Genomic DNA, 19,403 nt, shown 5'->3' with positions numbered 1-19,403 from the left:
AGTCGTGTGTTGCGAAGGAGGAGGCATGGCAAGAAGCAAGCGGTTCGTCGCACTCGTTGCGGCACTCGCCGCGCTCGCGCTCGTGGTCGCCGGTTGTGGCGGCACGACGGAGACGGGCGGCGAGAAGGAGACCGTCACCGTCAAGATCGGCGTTACCTCGCCGTTCACCGGTGACGTTGCCGCGCTCGGCCTCGGCATCAAGAATGGCGCGACGCTCGCCATCGATGAGGCTAACGCCGATCCCGAGCTCCAGGAGCTCGGTATCAAGATCGAGGGCTTCTTCGTGGACGACGCGGCCGATCCGAAGACGGCCGTGAACGCAGCGACGCAGCTCACCTCCGACCCGAAGGTCGTGGGCGTCGTCGGGCACCTGAACTCCGGCTGCTCGATTCCTGCGTCTACCAAGTACAACGAGGCGGGCGTCGTGCAGGTCTCGCCCGCGTCCACCAACCCGAAGCTCACGCAGCAGGGTCTGAAGAACGTCTTCCGCGTGTGCACCATCGACACGGTGCAGGGCTCGTTCGCTGGCGACTTCGCCGTCGACAAGCTCGGCGCGAAGACAGTGGCGGTCATCAGCGACTCCACGCCGTACGGCGACGGTCTGGCTGACGAGTTCGCCAAGCAGTTCGAGTCCCGCGGTGGCAAGGTGGTGTCCCGCGACAAGATCCAGCTCAAGGACCAGGACTTCAAGGCGCTCGTCACGAAGATCCAGGGCCTCAAGCCCGACATGATCTACTTCGGTGGCATGTACACCGAGGGCGGCCTCATCAGCAAGCAGTCCAAGGAAGCGGGTCTGCGCGTTCCGCTGATGGGCGGCGATGGCCTGTACACGCAGCAGTTCATCGACATCGCTGGCGCTGCGAACGCCGAGGGCGACATCGCCACCTCCGTCGGCCTGCCGCTCGATCAGCAGCCGAAGGGCCAGGAGTTCAAGGCCGCGTTCGAGAAGAAGTTCCCCGGCACGAACATCGAGGCGTACGACACCTACGCGTACGACGCCACGATGGTCATCGTCGAGGCGATCAAGAAGGTGGCCAAGGAGATGGGCGCTGACAAGCTGACCACCCCGGCCGGCAAGCAGGCGATCATCGACGCGGTGGCCCAGACCGACTACGACGGCGTGACCGGCAAGGTCGCCTTCGACGAGTTCGGCGACACCACGAACAAGGCGATCACCGCCTACATCGTCAAGGGCAGCGCGTTCGTCCCGTACGAGCAGTAAGACCGATCTGAAGCGATGCGCGACCCGAGGCCCGGGCGGGGGCGACCCCGCCCGGGTCCGGTGCGGTACGGCAAAGCCGCCGCTTCGTCGCGCGTGAACCACGGATGGAGCAACCGTGCACTTCAACGTCGCTGATGTGCCGCAGCAGCTCGTGAACGGCCTGACGCTCGGCGGCATGTACGCGCTGATCGCGCTGGGCTACACGCTCGTCTACGGCATCCTGCTCATGATCAACTTCGCGCACAGCGAGATGTTCATGGGCGGTGCGTACTTCGGGCTGCTGTGGCTGAACATCTTGAGCAAGCAGAGCTTCTTCACTGGAAGCGCGGTGGGTCTCGTCCTCCTGTACGCCATCTCGATCTTGTTGGCGGCGATCATGACGGGCGTCCTGGGCGTGCTCATCGAGCGCTTCGCATACCGGCCGTTGCGGCACGCGCCACGCCTGGCGCCTCTCATCTCCGCCATCGGCGTGTCGCTGTTCCTCCAGAACGCCGTGCTCTTGTGGGTCTCGTCGCGGTCCATCCCCTTCCCGGTGAAGTTCCCGGTCTACCAGTACACGCTCGCGCGTGACGGGTCCGGGTCTCTCGCGTTCACCGTGCTGGGCGCGAGCGACAAGATCGTCGACAAGCTCGGCCAGGGCGCGCACGCGATCGTGCAGTTCAGCACGCTGCAGATCATGATCATCGTCGTGACGCTCATTCTGCTGTTCGTGCTCGACACCTTCATATCACGCACGAAGCTCGGCAAGGCGATGCGCGCCACTGCGCAGGACCGCGACACCGCCGGGCTGATGGGCGTCGACATCAACCGCATCATCGCAATCACGTTCTTCATCGGTCCGGCGATGGGTGGCGTCGCAGGCATCTTCTCCGGCATGTACTACGGAAACATCAAGTACAACATGGGCTTCATCCCCGGCATCAAGTCGTTCACCGCAGCGGTTCTCGGCGGTATCGGGAACCTGCGCGGAGCGATGCTGGGCGGCTTCGTGCTGGGCATGGCAGAGGCGCTGGCGTCGGGCTTCATCTCGACGGCCTACAAGGACGTCATCGCGTTCGTCATCCTGATCCTCGTCCTCATCTTCCGTCCGGGCGGCCTGCTCGGCGAGTCGGTTGTGGAGAAGGTGTAGGCCATGGGCGGAAGCAAGGTCGACATCAAGACGAGTGTCCAAAGCGCGCGTCTCACACCGAAGAAGATCGCTCTGTACGCGGCGATTGCCGTGTTCCTCGTGGCAGCGCCGGTGTACTTCCAGTCGATCGGCAACGTGTTCATGGTGCGCATCTTCGCGCTCGTGGGCATCTACGTGATGCTTGCGCTGGGTCTGAACATCGTGGTGGGCTACGCCGGCCTGCTGGATCTGGGCTACGTGGCCTTCTACGGCATGGGGGCGTACTCCGGCGTGCTGCTTGGGTACGTCTTCCAGAAGCTCGTGGGCGGCGCCGACGCGCCGCTTGCGGGGCTGTCGTACTGGGCGCTTCTGCCCATCGCCGCGCTCATGGCTGCGCTCACCGGCATCGCGCTCGGTACGCCGGTGCTGCGGCTGCGCGGCGACTACCTCGCCATCGTCACGCTCGGTTTCGGTGAGATCGTCAGAATCGCATTGCAGAACGATATCTTCGGGCTCACGAACGGCTCGGCAGGTCTCCCGCGCGTCGGTGAGACCATCGTCACAGCGGCCGGCCAGAAGTGGGCGTTCATGCACCTGAGCACGACGACTTTCACGTTCTCCAAGGACCTGTTCTGGTACGTCGTGGTGGTTGCGCTTTGTCTGCTCACGATCTTCGTCATCCGGCGCCTCGACAACTCGCGGCTTGGCCGGGCGTGGGTCGCGATGCGTGAGGACGAGGTCGCAGCGGCGGCCACCGGCGTCAACATCATGACCACGAAGCTCTGGGCGTTCTCGCTTGGTGCGATGTGGGGCGGCATCGCCGGCATCACCTACGCGTACTGGGTCGGGTTCATCAGCCCCGAGTCGTTCAACTTCATGGAGTCGGTGCTGATCGTCTGCATGGTGGTGCTTGGCGGCATGGGCTCGATCCCTGGGTCGATCGTCGGCGCTATCATCATCGCCGGCCTGCCCGAGGTCATCCGCGGGCTGGCGCAGTCCACGGCGCTCTCACGGTTCCTGACACCTGAGCAGGCGTCGCGGATCGGTGACTATCGGTACCTGATCTTCGGCGGCTTGCTCGTCGTGATGATGGCCGTGCGACCGCAAGGCATCTTGCCGTCCACGCGCCGCGCGCGCGAGTTGACGTCCGAGGAGCCCATCATCGAAGAAGAGAACACCGACTTGTGGGAGGTCGAGCACAAGCACGACCTTCCCCACAAGCTGTAAGACGGCCGATCGGAAGGGCCACACGATGGCGCGACTGTTGGAAGCCACACAGATCACGATGCGGTTCGGCGGACTGAAAGCGCTGAGCGACATCGACTTTCACATCGACGAGGGCGAGATCGTCGCTTTGATCGGCCCGAACGGCGCCGGCAAGACGACGTTCTTCAACCTGCTCACCGGCATCTACAAGCCGACCGAGGGCACGCTGCTGTTCGACGGCAAGCCGCTCGCGGGACGCAAGCCGCACGTGATCTGCAGGATGGGCATCGCCCGTACGTTCCAGAACATCCGGCTGTTCCAGAACATGACGACGCTGGAGAACGTCATGGTGGGGCGGCACACACGGACCACGGCCGGGCCGCTGCACGCAGTGCTGCGCACGCCGAAGTTCAAGCACGAGGAGCAGCACATCGTCGATGAGGCGGTGAAGTGGCTGCGGTTCGTCGGGCTCGCCGGAAAGGCGAACGAGCTTGCCAAGAACCTCCCGTACGGCGAGCAGCGCAAGCTGGAGATCGCCCGTGCGCTCGCGACTGAGCCCAAGCTCCTGCTGCTCGACGAGCCTGCGGCCGGCATGAACCCGCAGGAGAGCACGGATTTGACGAAGCTCGTGGGCAAGATCCGCGATGCGGGCGTCACGGTGCTGCTCATCGAGCACGACATGAAGGTCGTCATGGACATCGCCGACCGCATCGTCGTGCTCGACTTCGGCGAGAAGATCGCCGAAGGGCTGCCTGCGGAGATCCAGCGCAACCCGAAGGTCATCGAGGCGTATCTCGGCAAGGGCGCTGAAGCGCTCATGGCCGCGGAAGGGTAAGAGGCCATGCTGCTGAAAGTCGAGAACATCCACACGTTCTACGGCCAAATCGAGGCGCTCAAAGGCATCGACGTCGAGGTCGCCGAAGGTGAGGTCGTCACGCTCATCGGCGCCAACGGCGCGGGCAAGTCGACGACGCTCAAGACCATCTCCGGCCAGCTGGCGCCGCGCGAGGGCAGGATCGTCTTTGCGGGCGAGGAGATCCAGGGCATGCCGGCGCACCAGGTCGCCGCGAAAGGCATCGTGCACGTGCCCGAAGGCCGCCGGATCTTCCCGCGCATGACCGTCGAAGAGAACCTCGAGATGGGCGCGTTCCTCCGCAACGACGCCGATGGGATCGCGGCGGACAAAGAGATGGTGTTCGAGCTCTTCCCACGCCTGAAGGAGCGTCGCGCGCAGAAGGGCGGGACGCTCTCGGGCGGCGAACAGCAGATGCTCGCGATGGCGCGAGGGCTGATGGCCAAGCCGAAGCTCTTGATGCTCGACGAGCCCTCGATGGGGCTCGCGCCGGTCGTCGTCGAGACGATCTTCGAGACGATCGAGCGTCTGCACGAGGAGGGCATCACGATCCTTCTCGTGGAACAGAACGCGGCGATGGCGCTTTCGGTCGCCGACCGCGGCTACGTGCTTGAGACGGGCCGGATCGCGCTCACGGGAGGCGGCAAGGAGCTCCTCACCAACGAGCAGGTGCGCAAGACCTACCTCGGCGAGGTGTGAGGCCTCGGAGCCGACCCCGCACCGCTACGAGACGCGAAGCGCGCGGGCTGCTTTCAGGGCGACCCGCGCGCTGTCGTTCTCGATGGTTCGCGTGGGCACCGTCGGACGCCCATCGACGACGCGCAGCACGCCTGCGCTCACGACGGTGCGCACGGTGTCTGTGGAGCCGCGGTCGAGAAGCGCGCGAACCGGATCGTCGGTCGGACCCGTGCGCACGGCGATGACGTCCGCGAACCGTCCCGGAGTCAGCGCGCCGACGCGGTCCTGAAGTCCCAGCACCGCCGCGCCGTCCATCGTCATGATGGAAAGCAGCTGCTCTGGCTCGAGGGTGCGATCGAGTGCGCGCAGCGCTCGCGCCTCCGCGAACAGGTCGAGGTCGTCGTTGCTCGCGAGCGAGTCGGTGCCGAGCGCGATGCGCACGCCGTGAGCGCGCATCTCGCGCACGGGCGGCTCGCCGTTGCCGAGGACGTGGTTGGAACGAGGGCAGAGCACCGCGCCGGCCGCCTCGCGCGCGAGCAGGGAGATCTCGTCGCCTGCGGTCTTCACGCAGTGCACGGCAATCGTCCCGGAAAGGGCGCCGAGCCGGTGCGCATACTCGACAGGTCCGCATCCGGGCGGCGCGAAACCGTGGGCGAGGCGTGCGGCGAGCGACGAGAACGGGCCCGTGCCTGAGGCGAGCAGCTCGACCTCGGCGTCCGACTCCGCGAGGTGCATGGCGAACGGGACGCCGCGCTCGTGCGCAGTGCGGTGGACCGCGCGGATCAGGTCAGGGCCGGAGGAGTACGGCGCGTGTGCCGTGAGCCCGCACACCGTGCGACCGCCCTTGCAGGACCCGACGTCCGACGGGAACTCCATCTCTTGGAGACGCCGTTCGAGCTCGCCGGCGGCGATCCCGAGGACCTCGAAGAAGAACACGCCGTCGAGTCCGACGTCGGCAGCGGAAGCCGGGGCCTCGGGGCCGTACGCGACGTCCCCCACGGTCGTGACGCCCGCGCGGATCGACATGAGCGCGCCATGCGCGCATGACGCCGCAAGGTCGTCTGCGTCCAAAGCGCGCATCGCGGCGGCCACGCGCCCGAGCCACTCGGGGAACGGCGCGCGTCCGATCGCGGTGGCGACGGAGGTGAGCGCCAGGTGCGTGTGCGCGTTGACGAGCCCCGGCGCGATGACGCAGCCGGGGTGCTCGCGGACAGGAAGCCCGGGGTAGCGCTCGCGCATCTGAAGGAGCGGTCCCACGTCGACGATGAGCGGAGAGCGGACGACGACTGCGCCGTCTCGGATCGGCGCGCCGAGCACCGGGACCAGCCAGTCGCCTGCGATGATCACGTGCTCGGCTCCTCTGCGCGCAGAAGCAGGCTCGGCTTGCGAAGGTCCATGCAACCGCACGCGGCGTCGAGCGGGGCATCGGCGATGACGTCGAGCACGCAGGAGGCGATCGCCTCGGACTCGTCGAAGAAGATCGCCTTGAGCTCGTCGTGCTCCCACTCCTTGACGACGCCCTCGGCGTGATTGACGACGATGTACAGGCCCGCATAGCACGCCCCGATGTCGCGCGCCAAGAAGACTTCCGGTGCGAGCGACTGGCCGATGACGTCGGCGCCGAGGCGCTTCATGTAGTCGACTTCCGCCACGGACTCGAAGCGCGGCCCGTCGGTGACGAGGTAGACGCCGCGGCGGAAGACGCGGGCGAACCTCTCGCTCGCGGCTGCGTACAGCCGCGCATGCAGGTCGGGGCAGATGGGCTGCCGCATGATGAGCAGGTGGTCACCGCGCACGTAGATGTCCTGCTTGATCGACAGGTCGATGAAGTCGGTGGGAACGACCACGTCGCGCGGGTCGAGCAGGTAGTTGAGCGCGCCCACGCCGCCGTCCGCGAGCACCTTACGGACGCCCGCCTCGTGGAACACCCAGAACACCTGCAGGCTGGCGTCGGCCCGCTTCACGCCGCGGCGCCAGCCGTGCATCCTCACCGCGAGCGCGTCGCGCGGGCCGTGCTCGCCCGTCACGCGGAAGTGCGTGAAGGCGGGCGAGCGGCCGAACGGCGTGTCGAACACGAGCCCCTCGGCAAGCACCTCGACGCGCGGGTCGTCGAGCGCGCCAGGAAACTCGAGCGACAGTGAGCCTGAGCCGCCGCACACGCCGAACTGAGCGGACGGGACAGCAGTAGCGGACATCGGGACCTCCTCGGCGCAAGCGTACCGCAAGCGGGCCGGCCTGCGAAGACGCGGCGCTATCGCTGCATCGCCAGCATCTCGCGCAGGCGCTTGAACGCGGTCCGGATGCCGCCCACCTCGTACCAGTACATGGCGTAGGTGAAGCGCTTCATCACGATGGCGGGCAGGCCGCTCAGGTGGAAGCGGAACGCCCAGCCGACGCCGTAGCTCGGCCCGATGCTCACGAACTCGCCGTGCATGTGCGGACGGAAGGGCTGCGGCGTCTCGCCACGGAGCTCGCGCAGGAGGTTGTCCGCCGTGTGCTCGGCCTCGCGGATGGCGAACTGCGCGAGCATCGGCAGCGTGCGCTTCGTCTCCGGGTCGCGGAACGCCGCTACGTCGCCGATGGCGTAGATGTCAGGATGGCCGCTCGCGTGCAGCGACTCGTCCACCATCAGGCGCCCGGACGGGTCGGCGGCGAGCCCCCAGGTGGTCGCATCAGGGTCGGCCTTCGCGCCGCCGCAGAACACGACGACCGCCGCCGGGACGCGAGCGCCGCTCTCGAGCGTGATGCCCGTGTCGTCCACCGACGAGACCATCGAGCCCAGGTGCAGCTCCACGCCCAAGCGAGCGAGCCGCGCTTTGGCCTTGCGACGCAGGTTCTCGGGCAGGTCGTACAGGATGTCGGGCCGGCCCTCCACGAGGTGCACGTGCAGGTCGACGGGGTCGAGTCCGTGGTCGCGCATGCGCTTCGGGAGCATCTGCGCCATCGTCCCGACGATCTCGATGCCGGTCGCGCCGCCGCCGATGACGGCGAACGAGAGCGCCTGGGCGCGCGCGTCGCGGTCGACGGTCTTCGCGGCGATGCGGAACTGCTGCTCGATGCGCTGCTGCAGCTCCTGGGCGTCGTGCACCGACCACATCGTGGTGGCGTGCTCCTTCAGGCCGGGCACGGGCGGCACGAACGCGACCGCCCCGGTGGCGAGCACGAGCCGCCAGTACGTGACCTTCTCATGCGGACCTTCGCGCGGTCCCACCAGCACTGCGTGCTCGTCAGGGAGCACCGAGTGGACGCGGTTGTAGCACACCGTGACCGGCAGGTCCTTGAAGATCGTCGGCAGCCACAGCTCGCAGAACTCCGGCCGGGGCGGGCCGACCGCCACGAGGTCGAGCTCCGAAAGCGCCTGCTGGCAGGGGTTCGGCTCGATCAGCAGGATCTCGACGTCGTCGCTCGGCTTGATGCGCTTGGCCAGGCGCACCGCAAGGGTCGTTCCGGCGTAGCCGCCTCCCGCGATGACGATCCGGCGCTTCTCGGTCGGGCTGGTGCACGTCTGCATAGCTCCTCCTCGGTCCTGCATATTCTTACCCGAGCCGCCGCCGGTCTACTTCCGCAGCAGGCGGACGATGAGATTGAGCACGAGCGTCAGCACGAGCGACAGCACGATCGAGCTCGCGATCGGCACGTAGCAGCCCCAGCTCTCCCGCTCGATGCGGACGTCGCCCGGAAGCGAGCCCAGCCCGAGCCGGCCGCCAAGCCACACGAGCGCCCCGAGGAGCGCAAGGCCGATCCCGAGCGCCATGATGACTTTCCCGAACGTCTCCAGACTCACGCGATCCCTCCTCACGAACCAGCGGTCACGTGGTGTTCAGCGGCCTGAAGGTACAGCTGCTCGTACGCGTCGAAGGTGTGCCGCTCGTCGTGCGCTGCGGCGGCGCGCACGCCGTTGGCCCCGAGCGTTCGGGCCCGCTCAGGGTCGGCGATAAGCGATCTCAGCGCGTCTGCCGTCGCGCGAGGGTCTTCGGGCGGCACGAGCAGGCCGGTCACGCCGTGCTGGACGACCTCTGGGAGCGCGCCTGCCGCGGCGGCCACAACCGGCAGCCCCGTTGCGAGGGCCTGCAAGGTCGTGATCGACTGCACCTCGACGAGCGAGGTGATGGCGTAGATGTCGCACGCACGGTACAGGTCAGGCATGACCGCCTCGGGAACGGAGCCGGTGAACGCCACCGTCTCGTCGAGCTGCAGCTCGGTCGCGAGCCGCGCCAGGTCTTCGCGAGCATTCCCGTCGCCTGCGATCACGAGCGAGGCACGGGTGTCGCGCAGGTAGGCGAACGCGTGCAAGAGCACGTCGAGGCGCTTGTCGCGTGCAACGCGTCCGACGGCCAGGACGCGCGGGCGCGGTGGCAGCGCAAGCCCGGCGGGGCCTTCGCTCGGGCCCGGCCGGTAGCGGCGAAGGTCGACGCCGTTCGAGATGACGCGCGTCGGAGCGCCAAGCCCGGCCCGCAGATACATCTGGCGCTGCGTCTCGGTCGGAAAGACCACGCAATCGAAGCGGTCGAGCAGCCGCACCGCCACGCGCCAGGCGACGCGTTCGCGCGCCTGGGTGCGAAGCGACGGGCCGAGGTAGTGCGTGAGGAAGCGCGGCACGAAGTGGCAGGTGGCGAGCAGCGGCACGGGGATCTCCTCGCGCAGGCGCGCGAGCTGCCAGGCGAGCCACGCCGACTCGTGCGAGTGGACGACGTGCGGCGAGAAGCCGAGCACGATCTCCGCGAGGTGCTCCGAACCGGCGATCGGCAGGCGTCCCGCGCGCCAGTACGGGTTCGGCGCGGAGCGGACGCGCACCACGCGCACGCCGTCGTCGTCGTGCTCGTACGGCGCGCCGTTGTCGCTCGCCGCAACGACCATCACCTCGTGGCCGCGGCGCACCATCTCGTGGGCGACTTTGTGCACGACCACGGTGACGCCGCTGATGGCTGGTGGGTAGGCGTGGCTGACCAGGAGGATCCGCATGACCGGTGTATCCCCTCGCTCGGCACGGAGCGTGCGTCTCGGTCCAAGTCTACCTGAACGGCGCCGAACAGAGGTGCGCTTGACGGCTCCGCACGGGCGTCCTATCGATCGAGCAGAGGGAGGCAGGACAAGGGGTGGGACGATGGTTGCCAGCAAGGTGCTCGTCCGTCTGATCGCCGTCTGCGCGTAGGTCGCTTTCGCGGCCGGGTGCAACCGGACGTCACAGCCGTCGCAACTGCCGCAGCCGCAGGCGAGCGGGACGGAAGGCGAGGCGACGCGCCAGGTGGTGCCGCTGCCGAGGTGACGGGTCTGCTCAGAACCGCCGGACCTCGCGATAGAGCGTGTCGCGCTGCACCGGCGTGAACCCAGCATCGCGGATGAGGCGCACCAGGTCGTCGCGCGCCATGACGAACCGCGTGCCGGCAGCGGCCACGACGTTCTCCTCGATCATCGTCGAGCCCATGTCGTTCGCACCGAACGCGAGCGAGATCTGACCGATCTTCGGGCCCTGCGTTACCCACGACGCTTGGAGGTTCTGGACGTTGTCCAGGAACAGCCGCGCGACCGCGAGCGTCCGCAGGTACTGCCACCCGCTCCCAGCGCCTTCGACGACCTCGTCTTCGAGCTCGGTGTTGCCCGGCTGGAAGCTCCACGCGATGAACGCGCGGAAGCCGACGCGCCCAGCGGCCACGGCCTCGTCTTGCACCGCCCGGATGCGCGCCAGGTGCTCGACCCGCTCGGCGAGCGTCTCCAGCCCGCCGAACATCATCGTCGCTGTGGTCGAGAGCCCGAGCTCGTGCGCTTCGCGCATCACTGCGAGCCACTGCTCGCTCGTGGCCTTCTTCGGCGACACGTGGCTGCGGACGCGGTCGACGAGGATCTCGGCCCCGCCCCCGGGCAGCGAATCCAGCCCGGCGTCGCGCAGCCGTGCGAGGACCTCGCGCGTCGGTATCCCGGAGACCTTCGCGATGTGCACCACCTCGGGAGGGCCGAACCCATGCACGTGGATGGCATAGCGCTGCTTGATCGCCACAAGAAGGTCCTCGTACCACTCGATGCCGAGGTCTGGATGCAGGCCGCCTTGCAGCAGGATCGCGGTGCCGTCGAGCGCGAGCGTCTCTTCGATCTTCGCGAAGAGCTCATCGAGCGTGAGCAGGTACGCGTCGGACGCGTCCTTGTCGCGGTAGAAGGCGCAGAAGCGGCAGCCGCTCACGCAGATGTTGGTGTAGTTGACGTTGCGGTCCACGATGAAGGTGACCTCGGGAGCAGGATGCAGCCGTCTCCGCATCGCAGAGGCGGCCGCGCCGAGCTCGAGCGTGTCGGCGCGCTCGAGCAGCGCGAGCGCCTCCTCGGGCGTCAGGCGGCGCGCGCCGTGAGCGGCCTCGAACGCGATGGCGGCAAGCTCGCTCACTCGCCGAGCACCTCGATCGCGGGGACGGCATCGAGCGCGCCGATGCCGACGGCCTCTTGGAAGTACCGCGCGAGCCCTTCGCGGAAGCGCGGTTCGAAGCGGAACTGCAGCGCGTCGAAGTAGGAGCGGAACCGGTCGGCTCCGAAGTGCTCCCACCGGGCCGCGTACTCGCTGATGTCGTCGAGGTGCGCGCGGCAGTACGCCAGCGATCCCGACAGCGCGTCGATGACGGCACGCACCGCGTCCGGCCGCTCCTCGGCGAACGAGCGCCTGACCGCCCACACGGCGTACACCATCGGCAGCCCGGTCCAGGCGGTCCACTCGGTGCCGAGGTCGTAGAGCCGCACGCCCTCCGGCCGCTCCCAATAGGTGCGGAGCGCCTCGTCGCCGATGAGCAGCGCGGCCTCTGCCTCGCGCAGCATGGCGGGGAGGTCCGGCGGCATCTCGACGTACGCGGGACTGGCGCCCCAGCGCTTCGCGAGCAGGACGCGCGCGAGCACCTGTGAGGTGCGCGAGGTGTCCGTGAGGGCGACCGTGCGCCCATCGAGCTCTTCCGCCGGCACGGTGGAGGCAAGCAGGATCGACTGCACCTCGCCATCGGAGGAGATCGCGATGTCTGGCAGGAGGACGAACTCGTCCGCGTGGCGCGCGTACTCGATGGACGGGATGGGAGCGACGTCGAGGTCGCCTGCGACGATGCGCTCGGCGAGCTCCCGTGGCGCCGCCTTCACGAGGTCGACCTCGAGCAGATGATCGCCGCTTTTCACGAGCCCGTAGTACAGCGGCAGGCAGTTCAGGAACTGGATGTGGCCGAGGCGCGGGCGCATCACGCCTCCTCGTAGACGCGCACCACGTTGTAGAGCGTGTCACGCTCCACAGGCGTGTGGCCGGTCTCCCGGATGAGCGCGAGGAGCTCGTCTTTCGAGAGCGCCTCTGGCGTGGCGGCGCCTGCCATGTGCGTGATGCGTTCCTGCACGACCGTGCCGTCGAGGTCGTCCACGCCGAAGGCGACAGACAGCTGCGCGACCTTGAGCCCGAGCATGATCCAGAACGCCTTGATGTGCGGGACGTTGTCGAGCATGAGACGCGAGATCGCGAGCGTCTTCAGGTCGTCGTAGCCGGTGGTCGGCGGCAGGTCCGAAAGCTCGGTGTTGAGCGGATGGAAGGCGAGCGGGATGAACGCGAGGAACCCGCCGGAAGCGTCTTGCTGCTCGCGAAGGCGCACGAGGTGGTCGACGCGCTCCTCGAGGGTCTCGATGTGCCCGTACAGCATCGTGCAGTTCGTCTTGATGCCGAGCGAGTGCGCCTCGCCGTGGATGCGCAGCCAGTCGTCAGCCGAGGTCTTCTTGTCCCACGCGAGGCGGCGTGCGCGCTCGGAGAAGATCTCCGCCCCGCCGCCGGGCAGGGCCTGCAGGCCGGCGTCCCTGAGCGTCCGCAGGACCTCGAGCGTCGACAGCCCGCTGATCTTCGCGTAGTGCTCGATCTCTACGGCCGTGAACGCCTGGATGATGACGTGCGGCGGGAGGGCCTCGCGCAAGCGGCGCACCATCTCGACGTAGAACTCGAACGGCCAGTCAGGATGCAGGCCGCCGACGATGTGGATCTCGTGCGCACCGTCAGGGACCGCTTCTTCAGCGGTGCGGACGATCTCTTCGAGCGTCATCTCGTACGCGCCGTCTTGGTCCTTGTTCCGCGAGAACGCGCAGAATTTGCAGCGGTTCAGGCAGATGTTCGTGGGATTGATGTGGCGGTTCACCATGAAGTGGACCGTATCGCCGTTGATGCGTCGGCGCACCGTGTCGGCGAGCTGTCCGATGCCGAGCAGGTCGCGGCTCGCGTACAGCGCGAGGCCGTCCTCGCGTGACAGGCGTTCGCCGGCGAGCACCTTCTCGGCGATGGGCTCAAGGGCGGGGTCGGAAAAAAAGAAGGGCACGTGGACCACCTTCGTCTCTCGAAGCGGCAAACGCTGCACAGTGTAGGACGGCGGCGTGCCGGGCGCTAGGTGTCAGCGCACGTCCCACCGGGGACGGACGGTGAGCGCTCGGTCGAGCAGCAAGGCGAGGGCGATCGCGGGCAGCGCGCCTTCGAGGATGTACGCGTCGTTGTAGTCGTGGAAGCCTGCGAGGATGGGCATGCCCAGGCCGCCTGCCGCCACGACCGCGCCGAGCGTGGCGGCGCTCACGTTGATGACGACCACGTTCTTCACGCCGCCCATGATGACGGGCATCGCGAGCGGAAGCTCAACGCGCACCAGGCGCTGCAGACGGCCCATGCCGATGCCTGTCGCGGCATCGCGTACCTCCGGCGGCACGCTCTCGATTCCGGCGATGACGTTGAGGGCGATCGGCAGGACGCTGTAGAGCGTGAGCGCCACGATGACGGGCTCGGGGCCGTACCCCGTGAGCGGCACCAACAGCGCCATGAGCGCGACCGTCGGCACCGTCTGCGCGAGGCTGGCGGCGCTCAGCACGAGGTCCCTGAAGGCGATGCCGAACCGCGTGAGCGCGAGCGCGCCAAGCAGGCCGCCTGCCACGAACGCGAGCAGGCTCGCGGCGGTCGCAAGCCACACCTGTTCGGCCATGAGCGTCACGAGCGGCTTGGTGGGGTAGAGCCAGGAGGACTCGTGCGGCGCCAACGCCTTGAGCAAACGCTCGAATCCGCGCGCGTCGAGCGTCATCCACGCGGTGGCTGCTCCGAGGACTGCGATGCCTGCCCAGCGCACAACGCGCTGGCGGGTCTGCTCAGACGGCATCACACGCACGCTCCTCCACGAGCGACTCGACGAGCACGTCGAAGTCGAAGACGCCGATCGGTTCGCCGTTGCGCACCACCACGAGCGCCCGGACACGCCTGCCGACGAGCTCGGCGAGCGCCTCTTTCAGCGACACCCCCGCATCGATGCGCGGCAGGTCCGCGGCGTCGCCGCCGACCGGTTTGAGGGAGACGTCAGCCAGGCAGTGTCGGATGATGACGCGAAGCCCGAGGTTCTCGCCGAAGAACCTGCTCACGAACTCGTTCGCCGGCCGGCGCCACATCGCCTCCGGCGTGTCGTGCTGCTCCAGCCGGCCGTCTTTCATGAGCGCGATGCGGTCGGCGAGGAGCACCGCCTCGTCGATGTCGTGCGTGACGAACACGACCGTCTTCTTCAGCTGGCGCTGGAGGTCGCGCATGAGCGTCTGCAGGCGCTCCCGCGTGAGCGGGTCGACGGCGCCGAACGGCTCGTCCATGAGCAGCACGGGCGGATCGGCGGCAAGCGCGCGAGCCACGCCGACGCGCTGGGCCTCGCCGCCGGAGAGCTGTCGCGGGTACTTGTCGCCGTAGCGCGAGGGGTCGAGGCCGACTGCGTCAAGCATCTCCTCGACACGCCGCTCGATGCGGGCCCGGTCCCAACCGAGCAGGCGTGGCACGGCGGCGACGTTCTGGCGGATGGTCATGTTCGGGAACAGCCCGACGTTCTGGATGACGTAGCCCATGGAGCGGCGCAGCTCGACCGGGTCGAGCGTCGAGGCATCGAGGCCGTCGATGAGCACGGCCCCTGCCGTCGGCTCGATCAGGCGGTTGATGCAGCGCAGCACGGTGGTCTTCCCCGCGCCGGACGGGCCGAGCAGCACTGTGAGCTCGCCAGTCTCGATGCGCAGGTCGAGCCCGTTCACTGCCGTATGCTGCCCGTAGGTCTTCGTGAGGCCGACGATCTCGATCACGCAGGCTCCCTCCACAGTGTGAGCGCGGTCTCCACGGCCGTCAGCCCGCGATCGAACGCGAGTCCGAGCGCGACGATCGGCAGGACGCCGAGAAGGATGAGATCGCTTGCTGTCTCGCTCGCGCCGAGGAACACGAACGTCCCGAGCCCGCCGCCGCCGACCAGACCCGCGATGATGGCGCCAGCCGTGCTCTGGACGAGCGCGACCCGGAGTCCGGCCAGGATGACAGGCGCAGCAAGCGGCAGCTCGACTTCAGCGAGCACGCTCGCCGGGCCCATGCCGATGCCCCTCGCTGCGTCGATGACGGCAGGCTCCAGGCTGACGAATGCGGCGTGGGTGTTGCGTGCGATCGGATAGACGGCGTAGGCCGACAAGACGATGACGACTGGCGCCCATCCGACGCCGTGCACGCCGACTGCTGCAAACAGGTCGACCCTGCGCGAGAGGTCGGTGAGCACGGGGTACAGCAGCCCGATGAACGCGAGGGTGGGGAGGACCTGCAGAACGTTGAGGGCGCCGAACACGACGGGCTCGGTCGCCGGCTTCCGGGCGGCGAGAAGCCCCAGCGCAAGGCCGAGCACGAGGCCCGCGAGGACAGAGACGCCGACGTAGGCGACGTGCAGGTTCATCTGCTTCGCGAACGCCTCGGCGTTGTTGGCGTACTCTCTGACGATGCCGAGAGAGGAAAGCGCGCCGCTGGCAAGCAGCGCGGCGACGGCAGCGAACGGCCCGTAAGCGACGAGCCCCCGAACGACGCTGCGCTTAAGCCATGCGGTCGCCGCGAAGATCGCGATGTAAGACGCGGCGACGGTGAGCCAGAAGCCGGCTCCGAGCGAGACTCTGGCGAGGTCGCCTGCTTGAAGCGTGTAGCGTGCGGCGACCGAGCCGGCCTGCCACAGCGCGAGGACGGGCGCTGCGCCGGCGGCGAGCGAGCCGACGATGCCGCGCATCCGAAGCGGGGCGGAAGACAGAGCGAGGACGGCGACGATCGCCCAGCACGCGACGAGCGCGACGCCCCACGGCCCGAACGCAGAGAAGAGCGAGACCGCCTCGCCGCGCGCGATGCGGTTCACGCGCAAGACGAGGCCGAACGGGCCGAGGGCCGCCGCGATGCCGAGCGCTGCGCCCGACACCGCGACGGCCCTGGCCCGAGCGTGAAGCGAAAGGTCAGGGCCGTCCACCGTGCTCTTCCGACGTCGCTACTGCTTCAAGAATCCCTTTGAGACCAGATACTCGCGCGCCACGTCCTTGCCCGACTTGCCGCCGAACGCGACCTGACGGTTCAGCTCTTGCAGCGTCTCGGTCGTGAGCGACTCGAACACCGGCTTCAAGATCCCCTCGATCTCAGGATACGCCTCGATGATCTCCTTGCGGAACACGGGCGTGGGGCGATAGACGGGCGGCACGTTCTTCGTGTCTGCGAGGACTACGATGCCCTGCTCGGCCAGCCCGCCGTCCGTGGCGTACACCTCGGCGACGTTCACCCCGTCGGTGCCGTTCACGAGCGCCTGGATGAACTGGGCGGTCACGCCGTTCGAAAGCCCGATCTTCTGATCGTCGCGCAGCGTGAATCCGTACGCGGCCTCGTACGCTTTCAGCCCGGCCGGGTTGTCCATCCAGGACTGGTCGCCGATGAGCTTGACGGCACCGCTGCCGTTGACGTAGCGGGCGAAGTCCTCCATGGACTTCAGGCCGTTCGCCTCGGCGAACTCCTTCTTCACCCCGAAGTACTCGCTGTTGTTCGCCGGAGCAGGCGTGAGCCATACGAGCCCGTTGGCGAGGTCCTTCTCCTTGATGGTCTGGTAGCCCTTCTCTGGGTCGTTCCACAACGGATCGCCTTCGGGTCCGACGTAGTACTGCCCCGAGCCGGTGTAGTCGATGGTCGCGTCCACATCGCCGGCGAGGATGGCCTTGCGGACCACGTCAGGCGTACCGAACTTCGTCTTGTCTTCCGTGGGGATGCCGTTCGCCTCGAGCATCTGGATGACCATCGAGCCCAAGACGACGCCTTCTGAATCCAGCAGCGACGCGACGCGAACCGTGGGGCCCTGCTTCGTCTCGCCTCCGCCTCCTGCGCTGTTTTGCTTCGTCGCGCACCCGCCGACGGTGACGGTTGCGACGACGGCGATCGCGAGCAGTGCGATCAATGACCGTGATCTCACGAGGCGCTCCTTTCTCCTGGCTGGGGATTCTGTACCCGTCCCACTGGACACGGTTGCGCTGGACGTGGTATGAGATACTCTAATCGTGTCAATAGCCGCTGTCTATGCTCCACCGGAAGCGAGCCGCACGATGGAAGCACCGACGACGCCGATCCGCCCCGCGCCCGCGCGCGTGCTCGGCGGCTGGTGGGACGCCGATCCTGCCAGCCGGGCCGAGATCGCTGCCGCTTCCTACTACCAGAACGGGCTGTGGTGCGGGGAGTCCGTCGTGAAGGCCGTCAACGAAGCGCTCGGCTCGCCGATGCCTGAGGGCGTGCACCGCATGGCGTCTGGGTTCTGCGAGGGGCTCGGGGGCTCGCGGTGCATCTGCGGGGCCCTTGCTGGCGCGGTGATGGCATCAGGGATCGTGCTCGGCCGTTCAGGGCCCGCCGACGCCTGGGAGCCGAGCTACGAGGCGGCAGCGGAGCTTCGGCGGCGATGGGTCGAGCGCGAGCGGGCTGAGACCTGCCACGAGGTCGCAGAACGCCACGGCGGCATGGACGCCCCTGCGCGCTGGGCGCACTGCGCCGAGCTCGTGGGGACGACCGCGCGCTGGGTCGTCGAGCTCCTTCGCGAGCACGGGCGCGCGGACACGGCGACGCCTTCGCTCTAGCGCGCGCGTGCGCTCGCGCGTACGCTTCTCACATGACCGACGTGGCTGACATCGCACGCGCGACCGCGCTCGAGCACGGCATGTTCCCCGAGGGCGCCGCGGTGGTGGCGCTCGTTTCCGGCGGTGCGGACTCAGTCGCGCTGCTCCGTCTGCTCGTCTCGGGCGCGTTCGGCGACCTTCAAGGCCGGATCCGCGTGCTGCACGTCGACCACATGCTGCGCGGCGCCGACTCTCTCGCCGACGCCGCGTTCGTCGAGGCGCTCGCTGCCGAGCTCTCGGTGCCGTGCCGCGTGGTGCGCTACGACGTGGCGGACTTCGCCGAGCAGGAGGGGCTCAACCTTGAAGACGCCGGGCGGCGCGTCCGCTACCGGTTCGCCGAGCAGGAGGCAGACGCGCTCACCGATGAGCTCGGCGCGCCACGATCTCGGGCGCGCATCGCGGTCGCGCACACGCTCGACGATCACGTGGAGACCTTCCTCATGCGGTTGCTCACCGGCGCTGGCGCGAGCGGGCTGAGAGGGATCCGGCCGGTACGCGGGCGGGTCGTCAGGCCGCTTCTGGGCGTGCGCCGGAGCGAGGTGCGGGAGTGGCTCGCGGCGCAGGGCGCTGAGTGGCGGGAAGACGCCACGAACGCCGACACAGCTCGGACGCGGGCGTGGGTGCGTGCAGAGCTCCTGCCGGTGATCGAGTCGCGGTTCCCGTCTTTCGCGCAGACGACGGAGCGCACGCTTCGGATCCTTGCTGACGAAGACGACCTGCTCGCCGAGATGGCCGAGGCCTTCGCCCGCGACTTCGCGACCGTGGCGCCCGAGCGGGTGGAGTTCGACAAGGCCCGCATGGCGACGCTCTCGCGCGCGATGGCGCGCCGCACCGTCCGCGCGGCGCTCACGGTCGCGTTCCCGGACGCCGGCAGGCTCGAGGCAGAGCACGTCGAGGCGCTCATCGAGGGGCTCTCGTGTGAAAGTTTTGCGCGCGATCTTCCCTTCGGCCTGCGAGCCGAGACGGAGTACGCTACACTAGCAGTTTCCCGGCGCGGGCACGCGCCCGCTCCGATCGAACCTTGTCTGCTCGAAGTCCCCGGACGTGCCGATCTGGGCGCGGCCGGCGTCCTCGTGGCGCGGCACGCGGAGCCTGGCGAGATGCCCGCGACGCGCGATGCGGCCGTCGTAGACGCCGACCGTATCGAGGTGCCGCTCGTGGTCGACGCGCCTCGCCCGGGCGATCGCATCCGGCCGCTCGGCATGGCGGGCACCAAGAAGCTGCACGACGTCTTCGTCGACGCGAAAGTGCCGAGGCGGCTTCGCCCGGTGACGCCGGTGGTGCGATGCGGTGACGAGGTCGTGTGGGTGGCGGGGCTCGTGACGAGCGACAGGTTCAAAGTGACCGCCGCGACGCAGCGTGCGGTGGTGCTCGAGTGGGAACGGCCGTGAGGCGACGATAGGGCAGAA

General features: G+C 68.3%; 19 protein-coding genes. 7 read left to right on the top strand and 12 right to left on the bottom strand.

Annotated elements, in window-relative coordinates; all coding sequences use genetic code 11:
* The first annotated feature begins 25 nt into the window (after window positions 1-25).
* From MX659_RS07570 to MX659_RS07550, 5 genes are all read left to right on the top strand, one after another.
* A complete protein-coding gene (locus MX659_RS07570; protein WP_267192869.1) occupies window positions 26-1,222 on the top strand; it encodes a branched-chain amino acid ABC transporter substrate-binding protein in 1,197 nt (398 codons plus the stop codon).
* Window positions 1,223-1,337: 115 nt separating this feature from the next.
* Window positions 1,338-2,351, top strand: coding sequence for a branched-chain amino acid ABC transporter permease (locus tag MX659_RS07565; protein ID WP_267192868.1), 1,014 nt, complete (start codon window positions 1,338-1,340; stop codon window positions 2,349-2,351).
* Window positions 2,352-2,354: 3 nt separating this feature from the next.
* Window positions 2,355-3,557 (top strand): ABC transporter permease subunit, encoded by a 1,203-nt coding sequence (locus MX659_RS07560; RefSeq protein WP_267192867.1) that lies wholly within the window; start codon window positions 2,355-2,357, stop codon window positions 3,555-3,557.
* A 25-nt stretch (window positions 3,558-3,582) separates the two neighbouring features.
* The gene (locus MX659_RS07555) at window positions 3,583-4,371 is read left to right on the top strand and encodes an ABC transporter ATP-binding protein (RefSeq protein WP_267192866.1); all 789 of its coding nucleotides are present in this window, start codon (window positions 3,583-3,585) and stop codon (window positions 4,369-4,371) included.
* Window positions 4,372-4,377: 6 nt separating this feature from the next.
* Window positions 4,378-5,088, top strand: a complete 711-nt coding sequence (locus MX659_RS07550; protein WP_267192865.1) for an ABC transporter ATP-binding protein — start codon at window positions 4,378-4,380, stop codon at window positions 5,086-5,088.
* Between the two features lie 24 nt (window positions 5,089-5,112).
* Here the strand turns inward: MX659_RS07550 and MX659_RS07545 are convergent, their stop codons facing one another.
* The 12 genes from MX659_RS07545 to MX659_RS07490 all read right to left on the bottom strand — a co-directional run bounded on the left by MX659_RS07545 (window position 5,113) and on the right by MX659_RS07490 (window position 17,303).
* Window positions 5,113-6,414, bottom strand: coding sequence for an amidohydrolase family protein (locus MX659_RS07545; RefSeq protein ID WP_267192864.1), 1,302 nt, complete (start codon window positions 6,412-6,414; stop codon window positions 5,113-5,115).
* On the bottom strand, window positions 6,411-7,262 hold the full coding sequence (locus MX659_RS07540) for an MTAP family purine nucleoside phosphorylase (RefSeq protein ID WP_267192863.1): 852 nt from the start codon (window positions 7,260-7,262) through the stop codon (window positions 6,411-6,413). Before MX659_RS07540 ends, MX659_RS07545 begins: the two co-directional genes overlap by 4 nt.
* A 56-nt stretch (window positions 7,263-7,318) precedes the next feature.
* Window positions 7,319-8,578 carry an NAD(P)/FAD-dependent oxidoreductase gene (locus MX659_RS07535; protein WP_267192862.1) on the bottom strand — a complete coding sequence of 420 codons (1,260 nt, stop codon included), beginning with the start codon at window positions 8,576-8,578 and terminating at the stop codon, window positions 7,319-7,321.
* A gap of 45 nt (window positions 8,579-8,623) precedes the next feature.
* The gene (locus MX659_RS07530) at window positions 8,624-8,851 is read right to left on the bottom strand and encodes a DUF2905 family protein (RefSeq protein ID WP_267192861.1); all 228 of its coding nucleotides are present in this window, start codon (window positions 8,849-8,851) and stop codon (window positions 8,624-8,626) included.
* Window positions 8,852-8,862: 11 nt separating this feature from the next.
* Entirely contained in the window at window positions 8,863-10,029 is a 1,167-nt protein-coding gene (locus MX659_RS07525) for a glycosyltransferase (protein ID WP_267192860.1), read from the bottom strand.
* A 313-nt stretch (window positions 10,030-10,342) separates the two neighbouring features.
* Window positions 10,343-11,440: a cyclic dehypoxanthinyl futalosine synthase gene (gene mqnC / locus MX659_RS07520; RefSeq protein ID WP_267192859.1), complete on the bottom strand. Its 1,098-nt coding sequence runs from the start codon at window positions 11,438-11,440 to the stop codon at window positions 10,343-10,345.
* Window positions 11,437-12,267 carry a menaquinone biosynthetic enzyme MqnA/MqnD family protein gene (locus MX659_RS07515; RefSeq protein WP_267192858.1) on the bottom strand — a complete coding sequence of 277 codons (831 nt, stop codon included), beginning with the start codon at window positions 12,265-12,267 and terminating at the stop codon, window positions 11,437-11,439. Before MX659_RS07515 ends, mqnC begins: the two co-directional genes overlap by 4 nt.
* A complete protein-coding gene (gene mqnE / locus MX659_RS07510; RefSeq protein WP_267192857.1) occupies window positions 12,267-13,373 on the bottom strand; it encodes an aminofutalosine synthase MqnE in 1,107 nt (368 codons plus the stop codon). The genes MX659_RS07515 and mqnE overlap by 1 nt, the downstream gene beginning before the upstream one ends.
* A gap of 72 nt (window positions 13,374-13,445) precedes the next feature.
* Entirely contained in the window at window positions 13,446-14,192 is a 747-nt protein-coding gene (locus MX659_RS07505) for an ABC transporter permease (RefSeq protein ID WP_267192856.1), read from the bottom strand.
* Entirely contained in the window at window positions 14,182-15,141 is a 960-nt protein-coding gene (locus MX659_RS07500; RefSeq protein WP_267192855.1) for an ABC transporter ATP-binding protein, read from the bottom strand. Before MX659_RS07500 ends, MX659_RS07505 begins: the two co-directional genes overlap by 11 nt.
* Window positions 15,138-16,322 carry an ABC transporter permease gene (locus MX659_RS07495; protein WP_267192854.1) on the bottom strand — a complete coding sequence of 395 codons (1,185 nt, stop codon included), beginning with the start codon at window positions 16,320-16,322 and terminating at the stop codon, window positions 15,138-15,140. The genes MX659_RS07500 and MX659_RS07495 overlap by 4 nt, the downstream gene beginning before the upstream one ends.
* An 18-nt stretch (window positions 16,323-16,340) precedes the next feature.
* Window positions 16,341-17,303, bottom strand: coding sequence for a glycine betaine ABC transporter substrate-binding protein (locus MX659_RS07490; protein ID WP_267192853.1), 963 nt, complete (start codon window positions 17,301-17,303; stop codon window positions 16,341-16,343).
* Between the two features lie 130 nt (window positions 17,304-17,433).
* Between MX659_RS07490 and MX659_RS07485 the strand changes: the two genes are divergently transcribed.
* Together MX659_RS07485 and tilS are read left to right on the top strand one after the other, a co-directional pair.
* Window positions 17,434-17,955 carry a C-GCAxxG-C-C family protein gene (locus tag MX659_RS07485; protein WP_267192852.1) on the top strand — a complete coding sequence of 174 codons (522 nt, stop codon included), beginning with the start codon at window positions 17,434-17,436 and terminating at the stop codon, window positions 17,953-17,955.
* 41 nt (window positions 17,956-17,996) lie between these two features.
* Entirely contained in the window at window positions 17,997-19,385 is a 1,389-nt protein-coding gene (gene tilS / locus MX659_RS07480; RefSeq protein ID WP_267192851.1) for a tRNA lysidine(34) synthetase TilS, read from the top strand.
* Window positions 19,386-19,403: the final 18 nt, after the last annotated feature.

Source organism: Parvivirga hydrogeniphila (genome assembly GCF_023371205.1).
Taxonomy (GTDB): Bacteria; Actinomycetota; Coriobacteriia; order Anaerosomatales; family Anaerosomataceae; genus Parvivirga; species Parvivirga hydrogeniphila.
The sequence above is the reverse complement of the archived record's forward strand: the minus strand, read 5'-3'. Positions and strand labels throughout refer to the sequence as shown.

Bases quoted from the DNA above. Each gene is read 5' to 3' on its own strand.
- MX659_RS07515 (WP_267192858.1), bottom strand. From the start codon at position 12,267: ATGCGCCCGCGCCTCGGCCACATCCAGTTCCTGAACTGCCTGCCGCTG.
- MX659_RS07505 (WP_267192856.1), bottom strand. From the start codon at position 14,192: ATGCCGTCTGAGCAGACCCGCCAGCGCGTTGTGCGCTGGGCAGGCATC.
- MX659_RS07535 (WP_267192862.1), bottom strand. From the start codon at position 8,578: ATGCAGACGTGCACCAGCCCGACCGAGAAGCGCCGGATCGTCATCGCG.
- MX659_RS07570 (WP_267192869.1), top strand. From the start codon at position 26: ATGGCAAGAAGCAAGCGGTTCGTCGCACTCGTTGCGGCACTCGCCGCG.
- MX659_RS07540 (WP_267192863.1), bottom strand. From the start codon at position 7,262: ATGTCCGCTACTGCTGTCCCGTCCGCTCAGTTCGGCGTGTGCGGCGGC.
- MX659_RS07550 (WP_267192865.1), top strand. From the start codon at position 4,378: ATGCTGCTGAAAGTCGAGAACATCCACACGTTCTACGGCCAAATCGAG.
- MX659_RS07525 (WP_267192860.1), bottom strand. From the start codon at position 10,029: ATGCGGATCCTCCTGGTCAGCCACGCCTACCCACCAGCCATCAGCGGC.
- MX659_RS07485 (WP_267192852.1), top strand. From the start codon at position 17,434: ATGGAAGCACCGACGACGCCGATCCGCCCCGCGCCCGCGCGCGTGCTC.
- MX659_RS07555 (WP_267192866.1), top strand. From the start codon at position 3,583: ATGGCGCGACTGTTGGAAGCCACACAGATCACGATGCGGTTCGGCGGA.
- MX659_RS07560 (WP_267192867.1), top strand. From the start codon at position 2,355: ATGGGCGGAAGCAAGGTCGACATCAAGACGAGTGTCCAAAGCGCGCGT.